The organism is Pseudorhodoferax aquiterrae, from assembly GCF_014652235.1.
GTDB classification, from domain to species: Bacteria; Pseudomonadota; Gammaproteobacteria; order Burkholderiales; family Burkholderiaceae_C; genus Pseudorhodoferax; species Pseudorhodoferax aquiterrae.
Window position 1 is genome coordinate 1 of the sequence record NZ_BMYK01000031.1, and the last position, 15,429, is coordinate 15,429.

The following is a 15,429-nucleotide window of genomic DNA, read 5'->3' on the forward strand; positions in this document are numbered from 1 at the left end:
GGCCGCGGCGCCGACCGGTGAAGGCGCGCCGCTGGCCACGGCGCGCCGGGCTTGGGGCGACGCCGCGCTCGCGCTGGGCCGGCTGTCGGCGGTGTCGGTCGGCCCGCTGCTGCAGCGGCGCACGCTGCGCCAGATCGATTTCGCGCCCACGCGGCCCGAGCTGATCCGCCGGGCCATCGCCGCCGCGCCCGCGGATGCCGCCGCGCTGGAGCGCATCGGCACGCCGGCCAAGGGCCTGCCCGCGCTCGAATGGCTGCTCTGGACGCAGCCGCCCGCGCCCGGCACGGCGGCCTGCCGCTACGCCCAGCTGCTGGCCGAGAACGTGTTGGCCGAGGCGCAGGCGTTGGCCCAGGCCTTCACGGCCCTGGCCAACGCCCAGCCCGATCCCGACGACGAGGAGGCCAACGAAGCCGCTGCCGTCGCCATGTCCGAGCTCGTGAACCAGTGGGTGGGCGGCGTCGAGCGCCTGCGCTGGCCGTTCATGGACAAGCCGCTCAAGAGCGCGCCCAAGGGCAAGCCGCCGGCCTATCCGCGGGCCGCGAGCGGCCTCGCGCGCGAGGCCTGGGCCGCGCAATGGCAGGGGCTGCGCACGCTGGCCGTGGCGCCCGACGACACCGTGCCCGAGCCGGGCAAGGACCTCGTGGCGCTGGAGACCTACATGCGCGGCCGCGGCCTGAACCCGCTGGCCGACCGCTGGGCCGCCACCGTGCGCCGGGTCGACGAGGCCATGGGCGCCGCGCAGCCCGACGCGCCGGCCAGCGTGCAGGCCGCCGCCAGGGCCGTGGCCGGCCTCAAGCAGCTGGCCGAGGCCGAACTGGCGCCGGCGCTCGACATCCGGATCGGTTTCTCCGATGCCGACGGAGACTGAAGCCATGCTGACACGCCGCCATTGCCTGGCCCTGGGCGCCGCCGCGCTCGCCGCGCCGGCATGGTCGGCGGCCACGCCGCGGCTGCTCGCCGCCTGGCAGTGCGAACCGCAGGACAACGCCGAGGCCGCGCGCTACCAGATCGGCCTGCTGGCCGCCCAGGCCGACGCGCTGGTCGTGGCCCGCGCGCTCGACGTGCCCACGCGCGCCCACGGCCTGCTGGCCGAGGCCGGCGGCACGGTGCTGGCCGTGGCGCGCCGCCCGGGCGACTGGCTGCTGCGCTGGAAGCCCGGGGATGCGGAGCCGCAGATCGCCTGGATCGAGCCCGACCGCGCCTTCAACGGCCACGTGATCGCCAGCCGCGACGGCCAGCGCCTGTACACCACCGAGACCGACCTGGAAACCGGCGCCGGCCTGGTCGGCGTGCGCGATGCGGCCACGCTGGAAAAGCAGGAGGAATGGCCCACGCACGGCATGGACCCGCACGAGCTGCTGCTCGATGCCGATGGCAGCCTGCTCGTGGCCAACGGCGGCATTCCCACGCTGCCCGAGACCGGCCGGCTCAAGATCGGCCTGGAACGCATGGACGCCTCGCTCGTGCGGCTGGACACGCAGGGCGGCACCGTACTGGGCCAGTGGCGCCTGGCCGACCCGCGCCTGAGCCTGCGCCACATCGCCTGGGGCGGCCGGGACGGCCGCCTGCTCGGCATCGCGCTGCAGGCCGAGCACAGCGACGCGGCCGCCAAGCAGGCTGCGCCGCTGCTGGCCCTGTTCGACGGCAAGACGCTGCGCACGGCCGCGGCGCCGCAGCCGCTGGCCGGCTACGGCGGCGACATCACCTGGGCCAACGGCGGCTTTGCCGTCAGCACGCCCAAGGTCGACGGTTTCGCGCGCTGGGGAGCAGATGGCCGCTGGCAGGGCTTCACGGCGCTGGCCGAGGCCTGTGCGCTCGCGGCCGAGCCCGGCCGGCTCTGGGCCGGGGGCCGCGAAGAGGCGCTGGTGGCCGACGCCGCCACCGTCGCCGCGCGGCCCGTGCCGGCGTTGCGGCTCGACAACCACTGGCTGCGGCTGGGCTGAAGAAGCACCGCCTGCGGCCGTCAAGGGCCAGCGGGCGCCGCGCGCGGCCGCGCCGGCAGCCAGCCGGCGGCGCCGAAGCCCAGCAGCGCAGCCGCCATGCCACCAGCGAACACCTGCTGCAGGCCGTGCGCGTAGGCTTCGGCCGCGCCGTGCAGCGCCCGCATCTGGGCCGCCACGTCCTGGCCCAGCAGCAGGGCCAGCAGCGCGACACCGAAGGCCCCGCCCAGGCTGCGCAGCATGACCGGCACGGCCGTCGCCACGCCGGTGTGCTGGGCCGGCGCCGCGCGCTGCGCGACCATGCTGACGACCGGGAACATCCCACCCAGACCCAGGCCCAGCGGCGCCAGGGCCGCCGACAGGGCCAGCGGCTGCTGCGGCCACCAGCGCACCGCCGCCGCCAGCGACGCGAAGGCCAGCAGCATGGCCGCGCTGGCCAGGCGTGCGAGCCGCGCCACAGGCCACTGGGCGCGCAGCAGCCGGCCGCTCGCGATGGCCGCCGCCGTCAGCCCGGCCATCAGCGGTGCCAGATGCCAGGCCGCGCGCGTAGGCGCCAGCTGCAGTCCGGCCTGCAGGTACTGCGGCACAAAGGCCACGGCCGCGTAGAGCGCCACGCCTGAGGCCACGGCCAGCAGGCTCGCCGCCGCGTAGGCCTTGCGTGCGAACAGGGACAGCGGCAGCAGCGGCTGCCGGGCCCGGCGCTGGCGCCACAGGAAACCCAGCGTGCACGCGGCGCCCAGGGCCACGAGCAGGCCGGCCGTGATCCAGGCCGGCAGGCCCAGGCGCGCATGCTGCGTGGCCAGCAGCGACGCCGCCAGCGCCGCAGCCAGCAGCAGCGCACCGGCGTGGTCGATCGAGGCCCGCCCGTCGGTGGTCCGGGCCGGCGGCGCCGCGGGCAGGGTGCGCGCCAGCACGACCCAGGCCAGCGCGCCCAGCGGCACGTTGACCAGAAACGCCCAGTGCCAGGACAGGGCCTGCACCAGCCAGCTGCCCGCCAGCGGGCCGAACATGGTGGCCAGGCCGTAGGCCGCGCCGAGCGAGGCCTTGCGCGCGCCTTGCTCATCGGCCGGGAACAGGTCGGTGACCGCCAGCATGCTCAGCGTCATGAAGCCGCCGCCACCGGCACCCTGGAGCGCGCGCGCCAGCACGATCTGGCGCAGGTCGGTGGCCAGTGCGCAGGCCAGCGAGCCGAGCAGGAACAGCCCCAGCGCGAGCAGCAGCACGGGCTTGCGACCGCGCACGTCGGCCAGCCGGCCGTACAGCGTGATGACCACGGTGGCGGCCAGCAGGTAGGCCGAGAACACCCAGGCGATCGGCCAGTTGCCGGCCAGCTCGCGCGCCATCACGGGTGCGGCGGTGGCCAGGATGGTCTGGTCCAGCGCGCCCAGCACGAGCAGCAGCATCAGCATGGCGAAGGGCAGTCGGGGCGAGGCCGGGGCGGTCATGGCGGCGCAGTCTGCGGCGAGGCCAGTGTTCTGTACAGTGCAATCGATTCAAGCGTGGATTGCACGAAATGAAAACCTACGACCTGAACCTGCTGACCGCGCTCGACGCGCTGCTGGCCACCGGCAGCGTGACCGCTGCGGCCGGGCGGGTGCACCTGAGCACGCCCGCCATGAGCCATGCGCTGGCCCGCATCCGCGAGGTGTTCGGCGACCCCATCCTCGTGCGCGCGGGCCGGGCCATGGTTCCGACGGCGCGCGCCCAGGCGCTGGCCGGGCCGGTGCGTCGCCTGCTGGAAGAAGCCCAGGCGCTGCGCGCAGGCGCCGACACGGCGCAGTGGGCCGAACGCGCGCGCAGCTTCGTCGTGCGTGCGCCCGAAGGCTACGCCGTGGTGTTCGGCACCGCCTGGCTGCAGGCCCTGCAGGCGCGCATGCCGCTGGCCAACCTGCAGATCCTGCCCGCCACCTATGTGGACGCCATGGCGCTGCGCGAAGGCCGCATCGACGTGGACATCGGCACCGGCCTGGCCGCCGACGGCGAGACCGAGGCGCGCGTGGTGTCGCAGCAGCCCTTGCTGGGCGCCGCGCGCGCCGGCCACCCGCTGCTGGCCGCGCGCCTCACGACACGGCGCTGGGCCGCCGCCCGGCATGTGGACGTGGTGCTGCGGCCGGGCGAAGCTTCGGTGGCGGACCAGGCCCTGGCCGCGCGCGGCCTGCAGCGCCGCGTGGAACTGAGCGTGCCCAACAGCTACGCGGCGCTGCTGGCCGCCGCGCAGTCGGAGCTCGTGGCCTGCGTCAGCGAACGCATGGCGCGCAGCCTGGCCGGTCCGCTGCGACTGCAGACCTTCGCGCTGCCGCTGGCACTGCCGCCGCAGCCCGTGCGCATGCTCTGGCACCGACGCCACGCGAGCGACCCGGCCCACGCCTGGCTGCGGGCCTGCCTGGGGCAGGTGCTGCGCGCCCCGGTCACGGTGCCTGCCGCATGGCCCGATCTGCCGCGGCCGGACCTGCCCGCGGCATGAGCGTCAGCGCTGCGGCGCGACGCGGTACACGCAGCGCGACGCGCCCGCCAGCACATGCTGCTCGCGCGTGACGCTGGCGCCGGGGCCCGCGATCTCCTGGAACAGCTGCAGTTCCGAGCGGCAAAAGCCCTGGCAGCTGCGCGCCGCGGCGCAGATCGGGCAGTGGTCCTCGGACAGCAGCCACGCGCCATCGTCCTGCCGCTCCACGCGCGCCATGTAGCCCTCCGCGCTGCGCACGGCGGCCAGCTGTTCGAGCCGCCTGCCCAAGGTCTTGGCCGTGCAGGCGCGGCGGTAGGCCGCACGCGCCTCGTCCTCGCGCTGCGCGATGAGCCGGTCGAGCCCGGCCTCGCCGAACAGCTGGCGGATCGACCCGATCAGCTGCACGCTGAGCTGCGCATGCGTGTCCGGAAAGCGGCGGTGGCCCGCCTCCGTCAGCACCCAGTTCTGGCGCGGCCGGCCCACGCCCGCGGCCGCCTCCTGCTGGCCCGCGACCAGGCCGCCGGCCAGCAGCTTGTGCACCTGCTGGCGCGCGGCCTCGGGCGTCATGTCCAGCAGCTGCGCCAGTTGCGCCGTGGAAACCGGCCCGCGCGTCTTGACCTGGAACAGCATGCGCTCGGCTGCCGATGCGGCAACGGGGTTATCCAAGTCATTGCTTGTGGAAGTCATGGGGTTCGCGCTAATATCCAAACAACTGCTTGGATAATAAGGCGCGCCCGTCGCGCTGTCGAGAATCCCCATGTCCGCTGTCGCTTCTTCCTCCAGCCCTTCTTCCGTCACCGCCTCCTGGGGCGACCTGCTGCGCGGCCGCAACGGCCTGCTGGCCGTCGCGCTGACCGGCGGCGTGGCCTTGCACGCCATCAACGTGCACATCGTGACCACCGTGCTGCCCTCGGTCGTGCAGGACATCGGCGGCCTGGACTGGTACGCCTGGAACACCACGCTGTTCGTCGTCGCCTCCATCGTCGGCGCGGCCGTGTCGGTGCGGCTGCTGGCCGCGCGCGGGCCGCGCGGTGCCTGCCTGGCGGCGCTGGCATTGTTCGCGCTGGGCTCGGCCGCCTGCGCGGCTGCGCCGTCCATGCCGTGGATGCTGGCCGGTCGCAGCGTGCAGGGGCTGGGTGGCGGCATGCTGGCCGCGCTGAGCTATGCGCTGATCCGTGTGGTGTTCGCACCGCCGCTGTGGCCGCGCGCCGTGGCGCTGGTCTCGGGCATGTGGGGCGTGGCCACGCTGTGTGGGCCGGCCGTGGGCGGGCTGTTCGCGCAGGCCGGGCACTGGCGCTGGGCGTTCTGGACGCTGTTGCCGGTGTCGGCGCTGCAGGCCGCGCTGGTGGCGGTGCAGTTGCGCGGCAAGGGCGTGGCCGAGGACAGGCCGGCCATCGCCCTGCGCCAGATCGCGCTGCTGGCCGCCTCGGTGTTGGCCGTCGCGGCGGCCAGCCTGTCGCCGCAGCTGGCCTGGCAGGGCGCGGGGGTGCTGCTGGGCCTAGCGCTGGGCGCGGCCGCCATCGCGCTGGACCGGCGCGCGGCCGTGCGCCTGCTGCCGCGCGGCGCCACGGCGCTGGCCTCGCCGCTGGGCGCGGTCTACGGCTGCGTGGCGCTGCTGCTGGTCGGAACCACGACCGAGATCTACGTGCCGTACTTCCTGCAGACCCTGCACGGCTACACGCCGCTGGCGGCCGGTTACCTGACGGCGGCGATGGCCGCCGGCTGGAGCGCGGGCTCGCTGCTGTCCTCGGGACGCGCCGGCACCGCTGCGGCGCGCCTGCTGCGGGGCGGCCCGGTGCTGTGCGCGATCAGCCTGCTTGCGTTGGCGGTTCTGATCCCGCTGCACGGCGGCTTCGCTGCGGGCGCGCACCTGCTGCTGAGCGGGCTCGCGCTGGCCGGCGTGGGGGCCGGTGTGGGCGTGGGCTGGCCGCACCTGCTCACACGCGTGCTGCGGCTGGCGCCCAGCGGCGAGGGCGGCCTGGCGTCGGCCGCCATCACCACCGTGCAGCTGTACGGCATGGCGATCGGTGCGGCCATCGCTGGCCTGGTGGCGAATGCCGCGGGGCTCACGGCGCCGGGCGGGGTGGTGGGTGCGCAGTCGGCCGCGGTCTGGCTGTTCGCCAGCTTCGCGCTGGCGCCCGCGGCGGCGGCCTGGCTGGCGCGGCGGGCCAGCCAAGGATAGGGCAGGGGGCGGAACAAGGAGGGGGCTGCCGGAATGCAGTGTGGTCCTTGGGCTGGCCGTAGGTAAAACTGAAGAGAGACGGGCCACGCCGCGCGCCTTCCTAGAATCGTACGCGCCGCATCGCAGGAGCGGCACGGACGCACAACACAGAACGGAACAGGGGACACCGCGTGAGCAAGGCTGCTTCAACCATGGCGCATCGGCGCCCGGCGACGCCGTACCGCGCGGTCTTGCTGTTCGGCGTTCCGCTGTTGGTGCTGGCCCTGGGGCACATGCTGTCGAACCTGCTGCGGACCCTGCCCGCGGTGGCGATCGATGTGATCGGCGCGGACATCGGTGTGACAGCGGCGCGCCTCGCCAGCCTCACCGGCGCCTACCACATCGCGTTCGCGGCAGGCCAGATTCCGGTCGGCGTGGCGCTGGACCGCTACGGCGTGCGCACCGTGGCGCTGACGCTGCTTTCCATCGTGACGGTCGGCGCCGTGCTGGCCGCGACGGTCGGCGGCGCCAGCGGCTTTCTGCTCGCCCAGGTCGTGCTGGGCATCGGCTGCTGCGGCATGCTGCTGTGCCCGATGACGCTGGCCGCCAAGCTGCTGACGCCCCAGCAGTTCGGCTTGTGGTCCGGGCTGATCCAGGGCGTCGGCAACGCGGGCATGCTGCTGTCCGCCAGTCCGCTGGCGTGGCTGATCGAGCACCATGGCTGGCGCGCCGGCTTCTGGGCCGCGGCCATCTTCGCGGTGGGCATCGCAGTGCTGGTCATGCCCTTCGTCTCCAACGAGGGCCCCGGCCCTGCGGCGACCGGGCGGACCATCCGATCGGAGGCGCGCGAGGTGGTGCGGATCGGGCTGTCGCCGCAGCTGCGTGGCATCGTCGTGCTGGCGTTCTCGTCCTTTGCGGCAGCCATCGCCGTGCGAGGCCTGTGGGGCGGTCCCTGGCTCATGGACGTGCGGCACCTCGGGCGCATCGAGGCGGGCAACGCGCTGCTGCCGTTGACCGTCGCCCTGGTGGTCGGGCCGATGCTCTACGGCGTGCTGGACCGCCGCAGCGGCAGCCGCCGCCATCTGCTGGTCGTCGGCCACCTGGTCGCCGCACTGGCGCTGCTTGCCGTCGCATCTGCGCGGCCGGGCGGCTGGCTGTCGCAGTCGCTCGGCGGCGGCGTGTTGCCGGTGGGCTTCGACGTCTCGGCGTTCCTGCTGTTCGGCGCCGCCATCGCCGTGCAGCCGCTGCTGTTCGCGATGGGGCGCGCGGTGGTGGCGCCAGAGCATGCCGGCAAGGCCCTGGCCGCCATCAATCTCTCGTTCTTCGCGGGCGCGGCCGTCGTGCAGGCTGCCACCAGCCCGATCGCTGCCGCATGGGGCCTTTCGGCGGTCATGGTGTTCCTGGGTGCCGTGCTGCTGGCCGCGACCTGGGCTTTCGCGGTGCTCACCAGGCAAGGATGAGGGTGGCGCTGGCGCCCCCTGCCGTCATCCGCCCCATGGCCTGCCGGACGGGCAACCCCCCGGTACAGACACCGCCTCGTCCGCGTATCCTCCTCAGTCCACCGAAGCCCCGTCGCCCGCGTCCCGCGTTCCTGGAGATCCCCATGACCCATCTGACCCGGCGCCTGGTGCTGACCGCGGCTGCGTTGCTGCTGTCTTCCTGCGCCACCGGCCCTGTTCCCGACGGCGCCGACGCACGTCCGCCCATCGTCTTCGTGCACGGCAACGGCGACACCGCCGGGTCGTGGTTGACGACGATGTGGCGCTTCGAGTCCAACGGCTGGCCGCGCGAGCGGCTGCACGCCATCGACATGCCGCTGCCCACCGCGCGCGACGACGACACGCGCGAACAGCCTGGTCGTTCGTCGACGGCCGAGCACCGTGACTACTTGCGCGCCGAAGTCGACAAGGTGCTGGCCCGCACCGGCGCGCGCCAGGTCGTGCTGATGGGCAATTCGCGCGGCGGCAACGCCATCCGCAACTACATCGCCAACGGCGGCGGCGAACAAACGGTGTCGCACGCCATCCTCGGTGGCACGCCCAACCACGGCGTCTGGGCGGTTCCCATCGAGGGCCTGTCGGACCGCAGCGAGTTCGCGGGCCACGGCCCCTTTCTCAGTGCGCTGAATGCGCCCAAGAATGCCTCTGGCGACGAGGTCACCGGCCCGGTGCGCTGGATGACGGTGCGCTCCGACGGCAACGACAAGTTCGCCCAAGCGGATGGCCTGTGGGTGGGCAAGCGCGGCGTGGCCACCGGCGTCACGGCCGCAGGCCCCGAACTCCAGGGCGCCACCAACGTCGTCATCCCGCGCATCGACCACCGGGAGACCTCTTACTCTGCTGCTGCCTTCGAGGCGGCCTACCGCTTCATCACCGGGAGCAGACCCGCGCGCAGCGACGTCGCCCCCGAGCCGCTGGTGTCCTTGTCTGGCAAGGTGAGTGGCGCTGGCACCAACATCGGCTTGGCGGGTGCCCGCATCGAGGCCTTCGCCATCGACCCGCACACGGGCGAGCGCCTGGGCCCCGCTCTCTACACCGCTGTGGTGTCCGCTGCTGGGGCCTGGGGCCCGCTGGCGACAGACGCGCAGGCTCGCCACGAGTTCGTGGTCAGCGCGTCCGGCTACGCCACCACGCACTTCTACCGCAGCCCGTTTCCGCGCTCGACGACGGTGCTCAATTTCCGGCCAGAGCGTGTGCCCGAGGCCGACAGGAACGCAGCTGCGCTGGCCTTGATGACGCGGCCACGCGGCTACTTCGACCCGGGCCGCGACAAGATGGCCTTCGACGGCCAGTCGCCACCGCCGGGCGCAGTGCTGGGCGCCGGTGTCGCGGTCTCGCGCATCAAGCCCACCGGCCTGCCGCGCGCCCTCGTGGCCGAATTCAACGGCGAACGTGTCGTGGGGCGGAGCTGGCCGCTGGCCGACAACCACGTGTCGGTCCTGGAACTGAGCTACTGATGCGCATGGCCACGGCGCCCTGGGTTGCAAGCTGATCGACATTCGGGCTGCCATCCGACACGGGGGCCGCGCGGACGGCCTAATCTGTCAGCACACTTCACAGGAGGCGTGCCATGCCCGACAGCAAGAAGCTCGATCCGGACGGTGAACGGGCTGCGGCCACGCAGGCCATGGACAGCACGCCGATCAGCGGCAAAGAGCATGAGTACCGGGCTGACGGTGATCACCACCCGCGTCAGGATGGCGAAGTGCTGGAGCGGAAGCAGGATGCCGCAGCCCAAGCTGAGCCGCACATCGCCAAGGGGATTCCGGGTGCGGGCCGACCGCCTGAAACCGATTCAGCGCCGAACACGGACTGATACCGCTGGTAGCTGGCGCACGCTGGGACCATCCCACCACCCTCTACCAGGACGGCCGTTCCACCGCATCGCTCACGGAGCGCTCTGTCCAAGCAGCTTCTTCAAGGTCGCGAGGTCTTTTTGGACATGCGCGACGTCCGACGCGAAGCTTTCCTGGCTGGCGCCGGCCGGTCGCGGCACCACGAAGCTGAGCAGGCAGCCCTGCGCACAAGGCGTGACCCGGAATGCGTTGTGGACGCTGACGCCATTGGGCAGCTTGACATCGTGGTCCAGCACACCGAATGGATTGGCGGGCGCCATCAATCCCGCCCAAACCGCCGCTCCGCCAGCCCTGGCACCTCCAGATAGACCGCCAGCAGCGACCCTGCCCAGGGCTGCGCGCGCAACTGCGCCCGCGTGAGGAAGCGCTGCGCGGTCGTGATGTACAGCGTGCGCAGGTCCGGCCCGCCGAAGCACACGCAGGTCGGGTTGCTGACGGGCAGCGTGAGCACGCGGTCCACCGTACCGTCGGGCGCGTAGCGCACCACGCGGCCGCCCGCGAAGATGGCGTTCCACAGATAGCCCTGGCTGTCCACGCAGGCACCGTCAGGGCGTCCGCGGCCGCCGTAGTCCACGAAGACCTCGCGCGGCCCCAGCGTGCCGGCCGCCACGTCGAGCCCGAAGCGCCAGGTGATGTAGCGCCGCGTGTCGGAGAAGTACAGACGGTCTTCGGCCGGCGACAGGGCCACCGTGTTGGAGACGATCACGTCGCCGAACTGGCGGTGCACGCGGCCGTCCGGGTCGACGCGGTAGAAGCTGCCGCTGCCGCGCGCGAGCTGGTTGTCCATGGTGCCCACCCACAGCCGCCCCCGGCTGTCACAGCGCCCGTCGTTGAGCCGGGTGTCCGTGCCCACGGGTTCGACCTGGCACAGCTTCTCGCGCGCGCCGGTGCCCAGATCGAAGGTCTCCAGCGCGAGATCGATGCCCAGCAACACGCGGCCGGGGCGGCGCAGCAGCGCCAGCGTGCCAAGGTAGCGCTCGTCGAATTGCCACACGTCGTGCCGCCCGCTGGCGGGGTGAAAGCGCTGCAACCGCGCCTGCTCGATGTCCAGCCACAGCAGGCTCTGGGTCTGTTCGCACCACAGCGGGGTTTCGCCGAGCACGTCGCTGCCTGGCACGGCGCAGCGCACGCCTTCGCTGGTCTGCATGGAATCTCCTGGAAAGTGTTTTCTGGATTGAACGACGTTCAATTCTGCCGCCTAGAATCCCCGCCAGACTTTCGGAGGAGACTGTTTTGCGCATGAACAAGCACACCGTGGCGCTCGCGCTGCTGGCGGCCTGGACCGCGGCCACGGCCCAGGACATCCAGGAACGCGTGATCAAGTTCGGCCATGTGAACCCGCAGGGCCACCATCTGTCCATGGGCGTGCAGAAGTTCGCCGAGCTCGTCGCGGCGCGCAGCGGCGGCAAGATCACGGTCAAGGAGTTCGCCGCCAGCACGCTGGGCGGCGAGCAGCAGCAGTTCAGCGCCACGCAGGGCGGCGTCCAGGAGATGGTGGTGCTGTCGGCCACGGTCACGGGCGCCGTGGTCAAGGAGTTCACGTTGCTGGACATCCCGTTCTCGTTCGCGCGCGGCGAACAGGTCGACACGCTGCTGCAGGGCCCGTTCGGCCAGGCGCTGCTGCAACGCCTGCCCGACAAGGGCCTCATCGGCCTGGGCTTCTGGGAGGCCGGCTTCCGCCAGTTCACGAACAGCCGCCGCCCGATCCAGACCGTGGAGGACTTGAAGGGCCTGAAGGTCCGCGTGATCCCGAACCCGATGTTCGTCGAGAGCTTCGCTGCGCTGGGCACCAACCCCGTGCCCATGGCGTTTCCGGAGCTCTACGGCGCGCTCGAATCGCGGGCCATGGACGCGCAGGAGAACCCGTTCGCGATCACGCTCTCCGCCAAGTTCTACGAGGTGCAGAAGTACCTCAGCGTGACCAACCATGTCTACACCGCGAGCCCGGTGCTGGTCAGCAAGCGCTTCTGGGACAAGCTCAGCGCCGCCGAGCGCAAGCTCCTGCAGGATGCCGCCACCGAGGCCGGCGCCTACCAGCGCAAGCTGAGCCGCGACACCTCGGTCGCCGCGCGCAAGGAGCTGGAAGGCAAGATGCAGGTCAACGACGTGCCCGCGCCCGTGCTGGCGCGCATGCGCGAACTGACCGCCCCTGTGGCCGACAAGTTCGCGGCGAGCTACGACCCGGCGTTGGTCAAGCTCTACCGGGAGGAGCTGGACAAAGCCAGGAAGTAGGGCGCCACCCGCGCGCTGTGCAACGGGCGGTCAGCGCGGCAGGCCGTGCAACGGAATGTCGCGTTCGTGGCCGAGCTTTTCGAGCTGCTTGCGCGTGCGCGTGGCGAAGAAGGCCGCCACGGCGGCGTGCGTGGAGGCGGCCAGCATGGTCTTGCGCGAGGCGTCGGCCACGCCGGCCGCCGCGCACAGCGCCTTGGCGAAGTGCGGCTCCAGCGCGGCCACGGCCACGCGGCCGTCTTTGCAGGGGTAGACACGGTAACCCGCATGCGCACCGCCGACCGAGCCCTGTGGCGTGGTGAGGCCCCAAGCACGCGGCAGGGCCAAATAGCCCGCCGCGTCGGCCAGCGCGACCTCGAGGAAATGGCCCTTGCCCTTGGCCGCGCGCAGCAGCTGGGCCTGCAGCACGGCCTCGCTGGCGGCCAGCGAGCCGCCCATGTCGGCGTACAGCGTGGGCGGCAGTTCGAGGCCGTTGACCAGGCCGTGCTCGGCCACGTAGGTCAGGTCGTGGCCGGGCTCCTCGGCACGCGCGTCGCCGGCGCCGACGATGGCCACCTGCGACAGCTGCGGATACAGCCGGTGCAGCTTGCGCCAGGAGAGTTCGAGCTTGGCCAGCGCCGAGGGGCGGAACGAGGTCAGCAGCACGTCGGTACGGGCCAGTTCGCGGTGCAGCGCATCCTGGCCCGCATCGGTTTTCAAGTTGGCCTGCAGCACCCGCACCCCTATATGCAACGCCGCATAGGCGCCCTGCGCATAGACGGCCATGGGGTCACCCGGGCCGCCGTCGGGCGCGGGCGGTTCCAGCTTGACGCAGGTCGCACCCATGGCGCGGCAGCGCATCAGCGCGGCGGGGCCGGGCAGGTTGAGCGCCAGGCTCAGGATGCGCACGCCGGCCAGAGGGCGCGGCGCACGGGCGGGTCGGGAGGTCGTGCTGGTCATGCGGAGGAGGGCGGCCGAAAGGGCCGCAATCTACCGCAGGCCGGGCAGCAGATCCTCGCGCTGGTGTCGCTCACGCGGCTCGCTGTGCGTTTCCACGGCGCGGTGGTTCAGCAGCTTGGCGTAGGTCAGCAGCTGCCGGTCTGCCCGCTCGGCATCGGCGCGCACGATCCGGCCTTGGACGGTCGCCACCGTGGTCTTGCCACGGCTCTCGTCGTCGATGTCGGTGCGGTGGTAGTTGCCGCCCTTCAGATCGATCTCGGCCTCGCCGAGCGCGCGCAGGACTTGCGCCTGCAGCACGGCGCTGCGCGTCTGTGTGACCGTGATGTCGCCCGTCGCACCCGTGCGCTGCACGCTGGTCTGCTGCGCCACGGCGTAGCGGGCCTGGCTGACCTCGGTGAGGTAGCCGTTCTGGTTGGTCTTGCGCGACTCGCCTTCGATGCGCAGTTCGAAATCGGCCAGCCCGTTCAGCAGCGGCGCCACCTGGTTCTGCACCGCGGAGGGCGTGCCGTCCAGCGGCTGCGCCTGATCGCCGTTGGCGCCGTGCAACTGCGCGAAGGCCTGGCGCAGCTGCGCCACGAGTTCGGCGCCGATGTGGCCGCGGTCTGCGGCCGCATCGAACTGCGCGAGGTACTGCGCGATGCTGGCCTGGCGCACATCTTCGGCAGCGGCGGCCAAGGGCGCGGCGGCGTCCAGGCGCAGCGACACATCGCCGGCCGAGCCCTGCACGTCGATGCGCTTCTCGCGCGCGTTGGCCTGCAGGCTGAAGCTGCGCAGCGGATCGTCCGCCTGCGGGCTGCGCACCGTGAGTTCGAGCGACGACAGCTGCTCGTCGTCGTAGGCCAGCAGGCCGGAGAGGTCCAGCTGCGGCGCATCCGCGCGGCCCAGGCCGGCCAGGGCCTTGTCGAAGCCCTCGGCCAGCGCGCCCAGGGCCTGGCGCTCGGCATCGCTCAGCGCGCCGTTGCTGCGCATGTCCACCTGCAGGCCGTTCTGCACGGTCCCCGATCCGCGGTTGACGGCGATGGACAGCTCCACGGTCGTGCCCGACTGCGTGCGGATGCGCAGCTGCAGCGTCACGGCGCTGTCGCGCGCGCTGGCCAGCGCGTCGCTGGCGGCCACACCGCTGGCGTGCTGCACCAGCGTCTGCCGGTAGTCGCCGCCTTGCTCGGCCAGCCGCGTGAGCAGGGCGCCGCCCAGGCCGCGCCATTGCGAGGCGAGGCTGCCCGTGCCGCTGGCGGCGTTGCGCTGCATCAGGCTGCTGATCGCATCGCCGGGCGCGCTGGCCCAGCTGCGGGTCGGGCCGGTCGGGCGGTCGTAGACCGTGGACGGGGGCTCGCTGCGCCCGAGTTGCAGCACGGTGGACGGTGGCGTGGCGGTGGCCTCGGCCACGGGCTGGCGCGCCAGGGCCGCGCTGGCGGTCCATGGCGTGCTGCCGACGGCGGATACGGTGGTCATGCGGGTCGGGCACCTCGGTCGGGGCGGGGCGCCCGGATGGCGGCCCGTTCACGCGGTATCGGCTTTTCCCGTGCTTTCTGTAGCCTGCAGTGCGGCCCACTCGGCGTCCGTGAACAGCCGCGAGCGCGTGAGGAAGCGCCGGCCCGTCGGCCCCTCCAGCGAGAACATGCCGCCGCGGCCCGGCACCACGTCGATGATGAGCTGCGTGTGCTGCCAGTATTCGAACTGCGGGCCGCTGATGTAGAAGGGCATGCCGCCGATGCTGCCCAGCAGCCGGTCGTGGTCGCCCACGATGAACTCGCCCTGGGCATAGCACATGGGCGCGCTGCCGTCGCAGCAGCCGCCCGACTGGTGGAACATCAACGGGCCGTGCCGCGTGCGCAGCTGCTCGATGAGCACCAGCGCGGCCGGCGTGGCGGTGACGCGGTCGACCATGGCCTCAGCCGAAGACCAGCTTGCCCTTCATCACCGACCAGTGGCCGGGGAAGGAGCAGAAGAAGCTGTAGTCGCCGCCCTTGGCCAGCTTGGCGGTCGAGAAGCTGATCCTGGTGCTGGCGCCGCCGCCGATGACCGGTGTGGCCGCGATGACGCGCTCGTCGCCCGGCTTCACGTAGTTCGCCCCGACACCGGCGTTCATGCCGGCCAGCGCCACCGAGCGCATGGCCGATGTCTCGGTCAGCACCCAGTTGTGGCCCATGGCCGTGGCCGGCAGCTGGCCCGTGTGCTTGAGCGTGAGCTCGACCGTGGTGCAGTCGGCCGCGACCTTGAGCTCGGACTGGTCGAACTGCATCTGGTCGGTGGAGGCGATCGTGAGCGCGCAGGTCTTGGCCTGGGCGGCGCCGGCCAGCAGCAGGCCGGCGACGAGAAGAATGTGAGAGCTTCGATGCATGTCAGTGATCCATGTTGTTGC

Annotated in this window: 16 protein-coding genes; 8 read left to right on the forward strand and 8 right to left on the reverse strand. The window is 72.5% G+C overall.

Annotated elements, in window-relative coordinates:
- On the forward strand, nucleotides 1-868 hold an 868-nt coding region (locus IE209_RS28635), incomplete at its 5' end, for an imelysin family protein (RefSeq protein ID WP_189690294.1).
- A gap of 4 nt (nucleotides 869-872) precedes the next feature.
- The gene (locus tag IE209_RS28640; RefSeq protein WP_229883105.1) at nucleotides 873-1,943 is read left to right on the forward strand and encodes a DUF1513 domain-containing protein; all 1,071 of its coding nucleotides are present in this window, start codon (nucleotides 873-875) and stop codon (nucleotides 1,941-1,943) included.
- 20 nt (nucleotides 1,944-1,963) lie between these two features.
- On the opposite strand, the gene IE209_RS28645 is transcribed toward IE209_RS28640, so the two are convergent.
- Nucleotides 1,964-3,385 (reverse strand): MFS transporter, encoded by a 1,422-nt coding sequence (locus tag IE209_RS28645; RefSeq protein WP_189690296.1) that lies wholly within the window; start codon nucleotides 3,383-3,385, stop codon nucleotides 1,964-1,966.
- A 68-nt stretch (nucleotides 3,386-3,453) separates the two neighbouring features.
- Between IE209_RS28645 and IE209_RS28650 the strand changes: the two genes are divergently transcribed.
- Complete coding sequence (locus IE209_RS28650; RefSeq protein ID WP_189690297.1) at nucleotides 3,454-4,404, forward strand: LysR family transcriptional regulator; 951 nt, start codon at nucleotides 3,454-3,456, stop codon at nucleotides 4,402-4,404.
- Between the two features lie 3 nt (nucleotides 4,405-4,407).
- Here the strand turns inward: IE209_RS28650 and IE209_RS28655 are convergent, their stop codons facing one another.
- Nucleotides 4,408-5,070 (reverse strand): helix-turn-helix transcriptional regulator, encoded by a 663-nt coding sequence (locus IE209_RS28655; protein WP_189690298.1) that lies wholly within the window; start codon nucleotides 5,068-5,070, stop codon nucleotides 4,408-4,410.
- Between the two features lie 70 nt (nucleotides 5,071-5,140).
- Here IE209_RS28655 and IE209_RS28660 point away from each other — a divergent pair, with 70 nt between their 5' ends.
- The 4 genes from IE209_RS28660 (at nucleotide 5,141) to IE209_RS28675 (ending at nucleotide 9,859) form a co-directional block, all read left to right on the forward strand.
- Complete coding sequence (locus IE209_RS28660) at nucleotides 5,141-6,565, forward strand: MFS transporter (protein ID WP_189690299.1); 1,425 nt, start codon at nucleotides 5,141-5,143, stop codon at nucleotides 6,563-6,565.
- A 191-nt stretch (nucleotides 6,566-6,756) separates the two neighbouring features.
- On the forward strand, nucleotides 6,757-8,004 hold the full coding sequence (locus tag IE209_RS28665; protein ID WP_189690300.1) for an MFS transporter: 1,248 nt from the start codon (nucleotides 6,757-6,759) through the stop codon (nucleotides 8,002-8,004).
- A gap of 143 nt (nucleotides 8,005-8,147) precedes the next feature.
- On the forward strand, nucleotides 8,148-9,500 hold the full coding sequence (locus tag IE209_RS28670) for an alpha/beta fold hydrolase (protein WP_189690301.1): 1,353 nt from the start codon (nucleotides 8,148-8,150) through the stop codon (nucleotides 9,498-9,500).
- 113 nt (nucleotides 9,501-9,613) lie between these two features.
- Entirely contained in the window at nucleotides 9,614-9,859 is a 246-nt protein-coding gene (locus IE209_RS28675; RefSeq protein ID WP_189690302.1) for a hypothetical protein, read from the forward strand.
- A gap of 72 nt (nucleotides 9,860-9,931) precedes the next feature.
- On the opposite strand, the gene IE209_RS34055 is transcribed toward IE209_RS28675, so the two are convergent.
- Together IE209_RS34055 and IE209_RS28685 are read right to left on the reverse strand one after the other, a co-directional pair.
- The gene (locus IE209_RS34055; RefSeq protein ID WP_229883106.1) at nucleotides 9,932-10,159 is read right to left on the reverse strand and encodes a hypothetical protein; all 228 of its coding nucleotides are present in this window, start codon (nucleotides 10,157-10,159) and stop codon (nucleotides 9,932-9,934) included.
- A complete protein-coding gene (locus IE209_RS28685) occupies nucleotides 10,159-11,046 on the reverse strand; it encodes an SMP-30/gluconolactonase/LRE family protein (RefSeq protein ID WP_189690303.1) in 888 nt (295 codons plus the stop codon). The genes IE209_RS34055 and IE209_RS28685 overlap by 1 nt, the downstream gene beginning before the upstream one ends.
- A gap of 92 nt (nucleotides 11,047-11,138) precedes the next feature.
- Between IE209_RS28685 and IE209_RS28690 the strand changes: the two genes are divergently transcribed.
- A complete protein-coding gene (locus tag IE209_RS28690; RefSeq protein WP_189690304.1) occupies nucleotides 11,139-12,131 on the forward strand; it encodes a TRAP transporter substrate-binding protein in 993 nt (330 codons plus the stop codon).
- Between the two features lie 30 nt (nucleotides 12,132-12,161).
- Here IE209_RS28690 and IE209_RS28695 read toward each other — a convergent pair whose 3' ends face one another.
- From IE209_RS28695 to azu, 4 genes are read right to left on the reverse strand one after another with little or no spacing between them, the layout of a single operon-like run.
- Entirely contained in the window at nucleotides 12,162-13,067 is a 906-nt protein-coding gene (locus IE209_RS28695) for a CoA transferase (protein WP_189690305.1), read from the reverse strand.
- A gap of 30 nt (nucleotides 13,068-13,097) precedes the next feature.
- Nucleotides 13,098-14,519 (reverse strand): hypothetical protein, encoded by a 1,422-nt coding sequence (locus tag IE209_RS28700; protein WP_189690306.1) that lies wholly within the window; start codon nucleotides 14,517-14,519, stop codon nucleotides 13,098-13,100.
- Between the two features lie 48 nt (nucleotides 14,520-14,567).
- Nucleotides 14,568-14,954, reverse strand: coding sequence for a DUF779 domain-containing protein (locus tag IE209_RS28705; protein ID WP_189690307.1), 387 nt, complete (start codon nucleotides 14,952-14,954; stop codon nucleotides 14,568-14,570).
- A gap of 4 nt (nucleotides 14,955-14,958) precedes the next feature.
- Nucleotides 14,959-15,408, reverse strand: a complete 450-nt coding sequence (azu, locus tag IE209_RS28710; protein ID WP_189690308.1) for an azurin — start codon at nucleotides 15,406-15,408, stop codon at nucleotides 14,959-14,961.
- Nucleotides 15,409-15,429: the final 21 nt, after the last annotated feature.

Coding starts and splice junctions, on each gene's coding strand:
- IE209_RS28640 (WP_229883105.1), top strand. CDS start 873: ATGCTGACACGCCGCCATTGCCTGGCCCTGGGCGCCGCCGCGCTCGCC.
- IE209_RS28645 (WP_189690296.1), bottom strand. CDS start 3,385: ATGACCGCCCCGGCCTCGCCCCGACTGCCCTTCGCCATGCTGATGCTG.
- IE209_RS28650 (WP_189690297.1), top strand. CDS start 3,454: ATGAAAACCTACGACCTGAACCTGCTGACCGCGCTCGACGCGCTGCTG.
- IE209_RS28655 (WP_189690298.1), bottom strand. CDS start 5,070: ATGACTTCCACAAGCAATGACTTGGATAACCCCGTTGCCGCATCGGCA.
- IE209_RS28660 (WP_189690299.1), top strand. CDS start 5,141: ATGTCCGCTGTCGCTTCTTCCTCCAGCCCTTCTTCCGTCACCGCCTCC.
- IE209_RS28665 (WP_189690300.1), top strand. CDS start 6,757: ATGGCGCATCGGCGCCCGGCGACGCCGTACCGCGCGGTCTTGCTGTTC.
- IE209_RS28670 (WP_189690301.1), top strand. CDS start 8,148: ATGACCCATCTGACCCGGCGCCTGGTGCTGACCGCGGCTGCGTTGCTG.
- IE209_RS28675 (WP_189690302.1), top strand. CDS start 9,614: ATGCCCGACAGCAAGAAGCTCGATCCGGACGGTGAACGGGCTGCGGCC.
- IE209_RS34055 (WP_229883106.1), bottom strand. CDS start 10,159: ATGGCGCCCGCCAATCCATTCGGTGTGCTGGACCACGATGTCAAGCTG.
- IE209_RS28685 (WP_189690303.1), bottom strand. CDS start 11,046: ATGCAGACCAGCGAAGGCGTGCGCTGCGCCGTGCCAGGCAGCGACGTG.
- IE209_RS28690 (WP_189690304.1), top strand. CDS start 11,139: ATGAACAAGCACACCGTGGCGCTCGCGCTGCTGGCGGCCTGGACCGCG.
- IE209_RS28695 (WP_189690305.1), bottom strand. CDS start 13,067: ATGACCAGCACGACCTCCCGACCCGCCCGTGCGCCGCGCCCTCTGGCC.
- IE209_RS28700 (WP_189690306.1), bottom strand. CDS start 14,519: ATGACCACCGTATCCGCCGTCGGCAGCACGCCATGGACCGCCAGCGCG.
- IE209_RS28705 (WP_189690307.1), bottom strand. CDS start 14,954: ATGGTCGACCGCGTCACCGCCACGCCGGCCGCGCTGGTGCTCATCGAG.
- azu (WP_189690308.1), bottom strand. CDS start 15,408: ATGCATCGAAGCTCTCACATTCTTCTCGTCGCCGGCCTGCTGCTGGCC.